The organism is Staphylococcus sp. EG-SA-10 (assembly GCF_017151945.1).
Classification (GTDB): domain Bacteria; phylum Bacillota; class Bacilli; order Staphylococcales; family Staphylococcaceae; genus Staphylococcus; species Staphylococcus aureus.
Window position 1 is genome coordinate 36,890 of record NZ_JACVZJ010000015.1, and the last position, 9,655, is coordinate 46,544.

Below are 9,655 nucleotides of genomic sequence, written 5' to 3' on the forward strand. Positions count from 1 at the left end.
TGAATATTATGCAAAATGATGAAATGTTTGAACGAACAGTAAAACCTGTACTAGATGTAAATGAAAAACCACAACCAGCGCAATGGGCATTTTTAAGCTTACAACATTTATTTGCGATGTTTGGCGCAACAGTACTAGTACCATTCTTAACAGGATTACCAATATCCGCAGCGTTACTAGCTTCGGGAATCGGTACATTACTTTATATCTTAATAACGAAGGCGCAAATACCAGCATACTTGGGATCTAGCTTTGCATTTATCACACCAATTATCACGGGATTAAGTACGCATAGCTTAGGAGACATGCTTGTAGCATTATTCATGAGTGGTGTTATGTACGTCATCATTGGGATTCTAATCAAATTAAGTGGGACAGCATGGTTAATGAAATTATTACCACCAGTTGTTGTAGGACCAGTCATCATGGTAATTGGTTTAAGCTTAGCGCCTACTGCAGTCAATATGGCAATGTATGAAAATCCTGGAGATATGAAAGGTTACAATATCAGTTTCTTAATTGTTGCAATGATAACCTTGCTTGTAACAATAGCCGTTCAAGGATTTTTTAAAGGATTCCTATCTTTAATTCCAGTACTTGTAGGTATTATCGTAGGTTATGTGGTAGCGATTTTTATGGGGATTGTGAAATTTGATGCAATTATGTCAGCAAAATGGATAGATTTCCCTCATATTTATCTGCCATTTAAAGATTATGTACCTTCATTTCACTTAGGACTTGTACTTGTAATGATTCCGATTGTGTTTGTAACAGTAAGTGAACATATTGGGCACCAAATGGTACTGAATAAAATCGTAGGTAGAAACTTCTTTGAAAAGCCAGGACTTGATAAATCAATCATTGGTGATGGTGTTTCTACAATGTTTGCCAGTATTATTGGTGGACCACCAAGTACAACATATGGTGAAAATATCGGTGTATTAGCGATTACCAGAATATACAGTATTTACGTCATTGGTGGTGCGGCAGTTATAGCAATTGTTTTAGCATTCATTGGTAAGTTCACTGCATTAATTTCTTCTATACCTACACCAGTTATGGGAGGAGTATCTATATTACTTTTCGGTATTATTGCAGCAAGTGGCTTAAGAATGTTAGTTGAAAGCAAAGTAGATTTTGCGAATAATCGAAATTTAGTTATAGCTTCAGTAATTTTAGTTGTAGGTATCGGTAATTTAGTATTTAACTTAAAAGAAATTGGTATCAACCTTCAAATTGAGGGGATGGCATTAGCTGCACTTTCAGGAATTATTTTGAACTTAATCTTACCTAAAGAGAAAAAACAAAACAATTAAGATTTACAAATTAAGGAGGGCGCTTTTATGAATCATTTATTATCAATGGAACATTTATCTACAGATCAAATATACAAACTTATCCAAAAGGCAAGTCAATTTAAATCTGGTGAACGTCAACTACCAAACTTTGAAGGGAAATATGTCGCAAATTTATTCTTTGAAAATTCTACTCGAACAAAATGTAGTTTTGAAATGGCAGAACTTAAGCTAGGGTTAAAAACGATTAGCTTTGAAACATCAACATCATCTGTTTCAAAAGGTGAATCTTTATATGACACATGTAAAACTTTAGAAAGTATTGGCTGTGATTTATTAGTCATTAGACATCCGTTTAATAACTACTATGAAAAATTAGAGAATATTAACATCCCAATTGCGAATGCTGGTGATGGTAGTGGACAACATCCAACACAAAGTTTGCTTGATTTAATGACGATATATGAAGAATATGGATATTTTGAAGGCTTGAATGTATTGATTTGTGGAGACATTAAAAATTCACGTGTCGCACGTAGTAATTACCATAGTTTAAAAGCATTAGGTGCAAATGTAATGTTTAATAGCCCAAATGCTTGGATTGATGATTCTTTAGAAGCACCTTATGTAAATATAGATGATGTTATAGAAACAGTAGATATAGTTATGTTATTAAGAATTCAACATGAAAGACATGGGCTTGCAGAAGAAACTAGATTTGCAGCAGATGATTATCATCAAAAGCATGGCTTAAATGAAGTGCGCTATAACAAATTACAAGAACATGCTATTGTTATGCATCCGGCACCTGTGAATAGAGGAGTAGAAATACAAAGCGATTTAGTAGAAGCTTCAAAATCAAGAATTTTTAAGCAAATGGAAAATGGCGTTTACTTAAGAATGGCAGTCATTGATGAATTATTAAAATAGGTAAGGGGACGAAAATGATGAAATTAATTAAAAACGGTAAAGTATTACAAAATGGCGAATTACAACAAGCAGATATTTTAATTGATGGTAAGGTAATTAAACAAATTGCACCTACAATTGAACCAAGCAATGGTGTTGACATCATAGATGCGAAAGGTCACTTTGTGTCACCTGGATTTGTCGATGTTCATGTTCATTTACGCGAACCTGGTGGTGAATATAAAGAGACAATTGAAACTGGTACTAAAGCTGCTGCTAGAGGTGGATTTACAACTGTATGTCCAATGCCTAATACAAGACCGGTACCAGATTCTGTAGAACATTTTGAAGCTTTACAAAAATTAATCGATGACAATGCTCAAGTACGTGTATTACCTTATGCTTCAATTACAACACGTCAATTAGGTAAAGAATTGGTTGATTTCCCAGCACTAGTAAAAGAAGGTGCCTTTGCGTTTACAGATGACGGTGTAGGAGTACAAACTGCAAGCATGATGTATGAAGGCATGATTGAAGCTGCAAAAGTAAACAAAGCCATCGTAGCACACTGTGAAGATAACTCATTAATCTATGGTGGTGCAATGCATGAAGGGAAACGCAGTAAAGAGTTAGGTATACCGGGTATTCCAAACATTTGTGAATCTGTTCAAATCGCAAGAGATGTACTATTAGCTGAAGCAGCAGGTTGTCATTATCATGTGTGTCATGTTTCTACTAAAGAAAGTGTTAGAGTCATTCGTGATGCTAAACGCGCAGGCATTCATGTTACAGCTGAAGTTACACCACACCATTTATTGTTAACAGAAGATGATATTCCTGGTAACAATGCCATTTATAAAATGAATCCACCATTGAGAAGTACTGAAGATAGAGAGGCTTTGTTAGAAGGGTTACTAGACGGTACAATTGACTGTATCGCAACAGACCATGCACCACATGCACGTGATGAAAAAGCACAACCAATGGAAAAAGCACCATTCGGAATTGTTGGTAGTGAAACAGCATTCCCATTATTATATACGCATTTTGTAAAAAATGGTGATTGGACATTACAACAATTAGTAGATTACTTAACAATTAAACCATGTGAGACATTTAATTTAGAATACGGCACATTAAAAGAAAATGGTTATGCAGATTTAACAATCATTGATTTAGATAGTGAACAAGAAATTAAAGGTGAAGATTTCTTATCAAAAGCAGATAATACACCATTTATCGGCTATAAAGTTTATGGAAATCCAATCTTAACAATGGTTGAAGGCGAAGTTAAATTTGAGGGGGATAAATAATATGCAAAGCAAACGTTATCTAGTGTTAGAAGACGGTTCTTTTTACGAAGGCTACCGTTTAGGATCTGATAACTTAACTGTAGGAGAAATTGTATTTAATACAGCGATGACAGGTTATCAAGAAACTATTTCAGATCCATCATATACAGGTCAGATCATTACTTTTACGTATCCATTAATCGGTAATTATGGTATCAATAGAGACGATTTTGAATCATTAGTACCTACATTAAACGGTATTGTAGTGAAAGAAGCGAGTGCGCATCCAAGTAATTTTAGACAACAAAAGACACTTCATGACGTTTTAGAATTGCATCAAATTCCAGGGATTGCAGGTGTTGATACAAGAAGTATTACGCGTAAAATTCGACAACACGGTGTGTTAAAAGCTGGTTTTACTGATCGAAAAGAAGATATTGATCAACTTGTCAAACATTTACAACAAGTAGAATTACCTAAAAACGAAGTAGAAATCGTTTCGACTAAAACACCGTATGTTTCGACAGGTAAGGATCTAAGTGTCGTACTTGTAGACTTTGGTAAGAAGCAAAATATTGTTCGAGAATTAAACGTCAGAGGTTGTAACGTCACAGTTGTACCATATACAACTACTGCCGAAGAAATTTTAGCAATGGCTCCAGATGGCGTTATGCTATCAAACGGACCAGGTAATCCTGAAGTTGTAGAATGTGCGATTCCAATGATTCAAGGAATTTTAGGGAAAATTCCGTTCTTTGGTATCTGTCTAGGACATCAACTTTTTGCATTATCTCAAGGAGCAAGCTCATTTAAAATGAAGTTTGGTCATCGTGGTGCGAACCATCCAGTTAAAAATTTAGAGACTGGAAAAGTTGATATTACGAGTCAAAACCATGGATATGCAATAGATATAGATTCGTTAAAAAGTACTGATTTAGAAGTTACTCATCTTGCATTAAATGATGGTACTGTAGAAGGTTTAAAACATAAAACATTACCAGCATTTTCTGTTCAATACCATCCTGAAGCAAATCCAGGACCGTCAGATTCAAACTATCTATTTGATGATTTTGTAGCAATGATGACTAATTTTAAGGAAAAGGAGCGTCATATCAATGCCTAAACGTAATGATATCAAAACAATATTAGTAATAGGGTCTGGGCCAATTATCATAGGTCAAGCAGCTGAATTTGATTATGCTGGAACACAAGCATGTCTAGCTTTAAAAGAAGAGGGATACCGAGTTATTCTTGTAAATTCAAATCCAGCGACAATCATGACTGATAAGGAAATTGCGGATAAAGTATATATCGAACCGTTAACTCATGATTTTATAGCGCGAATTATACGTAAAGAGCAACCTGACGCTTTACTTCCAACTTTAGGTGGTCAAACAGGTTTAAACATGGCGATTCAACTACACGAAAGTGGTGTGCTTCAAGATAATAACGTCCAATTATTAGGAACTGAGCTAACATCAATTCAACAAGCAGAAGACCGTGAAATGTTTAGAACATTAATGAATGATTTAAACGTTCCTGTGCCAGAGAGTGACATTGTAAATACAGTAGAGCAAGCCTTTAAATTCAAAGAGCAAGTGGGATACCCGCTAATTGTTAGACCAGCATTTACGATGGGTGGTACCGGAGGCGGTATTTGTCATAATGATGAAGAATTACATGAAATCGTCTCAAATGGTCTTCATTATAGTCCAGCAACGCAATGTTTATTAGAAAAATCTATCGCAGGTTTTAAAGAAATCGAATACGAAGTAATGCGTGATAAAAACGATAATGCCATCGTTGTATGTAACATGGAAAATATTGATCCAGTTGGTATTCATACAGGCGATTCAATTGTTGTAGCTCCTAGCCAAACATTATCAGATGTTGAGTATCAAATGTTACGTGATGTTTCATTAAAAGTTATTCGAGCTTTAGGTATCGAAGGTGGTTGTAATGTTCAATTAGCATTAGATCCGCATTCATTCGATTATTATATTATAGAAGTAAATCCGCGTGTATCACGTTCATCAGCGTTAGCTTCAAAAGCAACAGGATATCCTATTGCAAAATTAGCAGCTAAAATCGCGGTTGGTCTAACATTAGATGAAATGTTAAATCCAATTACAGGAACATCTTATGCAGCGTTTGAACCAACTTTAGACTATGTGATTTCAAAAATACCAAGATTTCCTTTTGATAAATTTGAAAAAGGAGAACGAGAGCTTGGCACACAAATGAAAGCAACAGGTGAAGTTATGGCCATTGGTCGAACTTACGAAGAATCATTGTTAAAAGCAATTCGATCACTTGAGTATGGTGTGCATCACTTAGGATTACCAAATGGTGAAAGCTTCGATCTTGATTATATTAAAGAACGTATTTCACACCAAGATGATGAACGATTATTTTTCATCGGCGAAGCAATTAGAAGAGGCACAACATTAGAAGAAATTCATAATATGACTCAGATAGATTACTTCTTCTTACACAAGTTCCAAAACATTATTGATATTGAGCATCAATTAAAAGAGCATCAAGGTGATTTAGAATATCTTAAATATGCAAAAGATTATGGATTTAGTGATAAAACAATAGCGCATCGCTTTAATATGACGGAGGAAGAAGTATATCAATTGCGTATGGAAAATGATATTAAACCTGTTTACAAGATGGTTGATACTTGCGCAGCTGAATTTGAATCTTCAACACCATATTATTATGGTACATATGAAACTGAAAATGAATCCATAATTACTGACAAAGAAAAAATCTTAGTATTAGGCTCTGGACCAATTCGAATCGGCCAAGGTGTAGAATTTGACTATGCGACAGTTCACGCCGTTTGGGCAATTCAAAAAGCAGGGTACGAAGCGATAATTGTGAATAACAATCCAGAAACAGTATCAACAGACTTCTCAATTTCTGACAAATTATACTTTGAACCTTTAACTGAAGAAGATGTGATGAATATCATTAATTTAGAAAAACCTAAAGGTGTCGTTGTACAATTTGGAGGACAAACAGCGATTAATTTAGCAGACAAATTGGCTAAACATGGTGTTAAAATACTTGGTACTTCACTAGAAAATCTAAATCGTGCTGAAGATAGAAAAGAATTTGAAGCACTATTAAGAAAAATTAACGTACCACAGCCACAAGGGAAAACAGCTACATCACCTGAGGAAGCATTAGCGAATGCTGCAGAAATCGGATATCCGGTTGTAGTCAGACCTTCTTATGTATTAGGTGGTCGCGCAATGGAAATTGTAGACAATGACAAAGAGTTAGAAAACTATATGACCCAGGCTGTAAAAGCGAGTCCGGAACATCCGGTATTAGTCGATAGATATTTAACTGGTAAAGAAATTGAAGTTGATGCGATTTGTGATGGAGAAACGGTCATTATTCCAGGAATTATGGAACATATTGAACGTGCTGGTGTGCATAGTGGTGACTCAATCGCTGTATATCCGCCACAAACTTTGACAGAAGACGAGTTAGCAACGCTTGAGGACTATACTATAAAATTAGCTAAAGGTTTAAACATCATTGGCTTAATCAACATTCAATTCGTTATAGCTCACGATGGTGTGTATGTTTTAGAAGTAAATCCACGTTCTAGTAGAACGGTACCATTCTTAAGTAAAATTACTGATATTCCAATGGCACAATTAGCTATGCGAGCAATCATTGGGGAAAAACTAACAGATATGGGTTATCAAGAAGGGGTTCAACCATATGCTGAGGGTGTATTTGTGAAAGCACCGGTATTTAGTTTTAATAAATTGAAAAATGTTGATATTACTTTAGGACCTGAAATGAAGTCTACAGGTGAAGTAATGGGGAAAGATACAACATTAGAAAAGGCGTTATTCAAAGGGTTAACAGGTAGTGGTGTTGAAGTTAAAGATCACGGTACAGTATTAATGACCGTCAGTGACAAAGATAAAGAGGAAGTTGTTAAATTGGCACAACGCTTAAATGAAGTTGGCTATAAAATTTTAGCAACGTCTGGAACAGCTAATAAATTAGCTGAGTATGACATACCTGCAGAAGTAGTAGGCAAAATTGGTGGCGAAAATGATTTATTAACACGTATTCAAAATGGTGATGTTCAAATCGTTATAAATACAATGACTAAAGGTAAAGAAGTAGAAAGAGATGGCTTCCAAATTAGACGTACTACAGTTGAAAATGGTATTCCATGTTTGACATCTTTAGATACAGCTAATGCCTTAACGAATGTAATTGAAAGTATGACATTTACAATGCGTCAAATGTAAATCAATCAAACTGTATCGGTGGGGCTGTAATTAACCATTTACTTAAAGAAGTTTATATTACAGCCTCATTATTTTAATGAATTTCTTAACGTAAAGGGAGACATATATGATGAAAGATTTACCAATTATTGCATTAGATTTTGAATCAAAAGAAAAAGTAAATCAATTTTTAGATTTATTTGATGAATCATTATTCGTAAAAGTAGGTATGGAACTTTTTTATCAAGAAGGTCCTCAATTAATTAATGAGATAAAAGAAAGAGGCCATGATGTATTTTTAGATTTAAAACTGCATGATATTCCTAATACAGTTGGTAAGGCGATGGAAGGACTAGCTAAATTGAATGTTGATCTGGTAAATGTTCATGCTGCTGGTGGCGTAAAAATGATGTCTGAGGCCATTAAAGGATTAAGAAAACATAATCAACATACAAAAATTATTGCAGTAACACAGCTTACGTCAACAACAGAAGACATGTTACGACACGAACAAAATATACAAACATCGATTGAAGAGGCCGTTTTAAATTATGCCAAGTTAGCAAATGCAGCTGGTTTAGATGGCGTTGTTTGTTCACCTCTTGAAAGTCGTATGTTGACTGAAAAGTTAGGTGCATCATTTTTAAAAGTAACACCAGGCATTAGACCTAAAGGGGCATCTCAAGATGACCAACACCGTATTACGACACCGGAAGAAGCAAGACAGCTTGGTTCGACGCATATTGTAGTCGGTAGACCGATTACACAAAGTGACAATCCAGTCGAAAGTTATCATAAAATTAAAGAAAGTTGGTTAGTATAATGGCTAAAGAAATTGCAAAATCATTATTAGATATTGAAGCTGTAACATTATCACCAAATGATTTATATACATGGAGTTCAGGTATTAAATCACCGATTTACTGTGATAACCGTGTTACGTTAGGTTATCCTTTAGTTCGAGGCGCAATCCGCGATGGTTTAATTAACTTAATTAAAGAACACTTTCCTGAAGTAGAAGTTATTTCTGGTACTGCAACAGCTGGTATTCCACATGCAGCTTTTATTGCTGAAAAATTAAAATTACCAATGAATTATGTTCGTTCATCAAATAAGAGTCATGGTAAGCAAAATCAAATTGAAGGTGCTAAAAGTGAAGGTAAAAAAGTAGTTGTGATAGAAGATTTAATTTCGACAGGGGGATCTTCAGTCACAGCAGTTGAAGCCTTAAAACAAGCAGGTGCAGAAGTATTAGGTGTTGTAGCTATCTTTACTTACGGTTTGAAAAAAGCAGATGATACATTTAGCAATATTCAACTACCTTTTTACACTTTAAGTGATTATAATGAATTAATTGAAGTGGCTGAAAATGAAGGTAAAATTTCTAGTGAAGATATCCAAACATTAGTTGAATGGAGAGACAACTTAGCATAATATAGACACTAGAAGGAGGAATTCAACAAATGAATGACAAAACATCTAATGATTTATATGGGAAGATAAAACATTGTAACGAATTTATCAATCATTCAAATGATTCCAATCTATCTAGTAGTCACGATGTCGACGAAAGTTCAACGAAGCAAAAACATATAAAAAATAAAACAACTATAAATCATAATGATGATTTATTTAAACATGTAAAGGATATATTACGTAAACAAGGACAAATTTAAAAACAAAAAAGCTATAGTGTTTAATATCAGGGGCTGCTTAACCGCATCCGAATATTACAAACACTATAGCTTTTATTATATAAAAAATGGTTCTTCATCTTTTATGGTGGGAAGGTAAAACTTCCTGCTTTTTTTAATACACAAAAAGCGCAATTGCCTCTATAATTTAAAGTGACCAAACCCAAACTAAAGGAGACAAGTGCGCCTATGTGTAA

The 9,655-nt window shown here is 34.6% G+C and carries 8 protein-coding genes; all 8 read left to right on the plus strand.

The annotated features are described in order from the left end of the window. Positions 1–8: 8 nt before the first annotated feature. The 8 genes from IDG45_RS10255 to IDG45_RS10290 all read left to right on the plus strand — a co-directional run bounded on the left by IDG45_RS10255 (position 9) and on the right by IDG45_RS10290 (position 9,440). On the plus strand, positions 9–1,316 hold the full coding sequence (locus tag IDG45_RS10255) for a uracil-xanthine permease family protein (protein WP_001178613.1): 1,308 nt from the start codon (positions 9–11) through the stop codon (positions 1,314–1,316). Between the two features lie 27 nt (positions 1,317–1,343). Continuing rightward, on the plus strand, positions 1,344–2,225 hold the full coding sequence (locus IDG45_RS10260; RefSeq protein ID WP_001016169.1) for an aspartate carbamoyltransferase catalytic subunit: 882 nt from the start codon (positions 1,344–1,346) through the stop codon (positions 2,223–2,225). Between the two features lie 17 nt (positions 2,226–2,242). Next, positions 2,243–3,517, plus strand: a complete 1,275-nt coding sequence (gene pyrC / locus IDG45_RS10265; protein WP_000767035.1) for a dihydroorotase — start codon at positions 2,243–2,245, stop codon at positions 3,515–3,517. A gap of 1 nt (position 3,518) precedes the next feature. Then, positions 3,519–4,619, plus strand: a complete 1,101-nt coding sequence (locus IDG45_RS10270) for a carbamoyl phosphate synthase small subunit (protein WP_001190913.1) — start codon at positions 3,519–3,521, stop codon at positions 4,617–4,619. Beyond that, positions 4,612–7,785, plus strand: a complete 3,174-nt coding sequence (gene carB, locus IDG45_RS10275) for a carbamoyl-phosphate synthase large subunit (protein ID WP_001126255.1) — start codon at positions 4,612–4,614, stop codon at positions 7,783–7,785. Before IDG45_RS10270 ends, carB begins: the two co-directional genes overlap by 8 nt. A gap of 109 nt (positions 7,786–7,894) precedes the next feature. Next, the gene (gene pyrF, locus IDG45_RS10280) at positions 7,895–8,587 is read left to right on the plus strand and encodes an orotidine-5'-phosphate decarboxylase (RefSeq protein WP_000654063.1); all 693 of its coding nucleotides are present in this window, start codon (positions 7,895–7,897) and stop codon (positions 8,585–8,587) included. Beyond that, a complete protein-coding gene (gene pyrE / locus IDG45_RS10285) occupies positions 8,587–9,198 on the plus strand; it encodes an orotate phosphoribosyltransferase (RefSeq protein ID WP_001040248.1) in 612 nt (203 codons plus the stop codon). The genes pyrF and pyrE overlap by 1 nt, the downstream gene beginning before the upstream one ends. 29 nt (positions 9,199–9,227) lie before the next feature. Further along, on the plus strand, positions 9,228–9,440 hold the full coding sequence (locus tag IDG45_RS10290; protein ID WP_000998559.1) for a hypothetical protein: 213 nt from the start codon (positions 9,228–9,230) through the stop codon (positions 9,438–9,440). Positions 9,441–9,655: the final 215 nt, after the last annotated feature.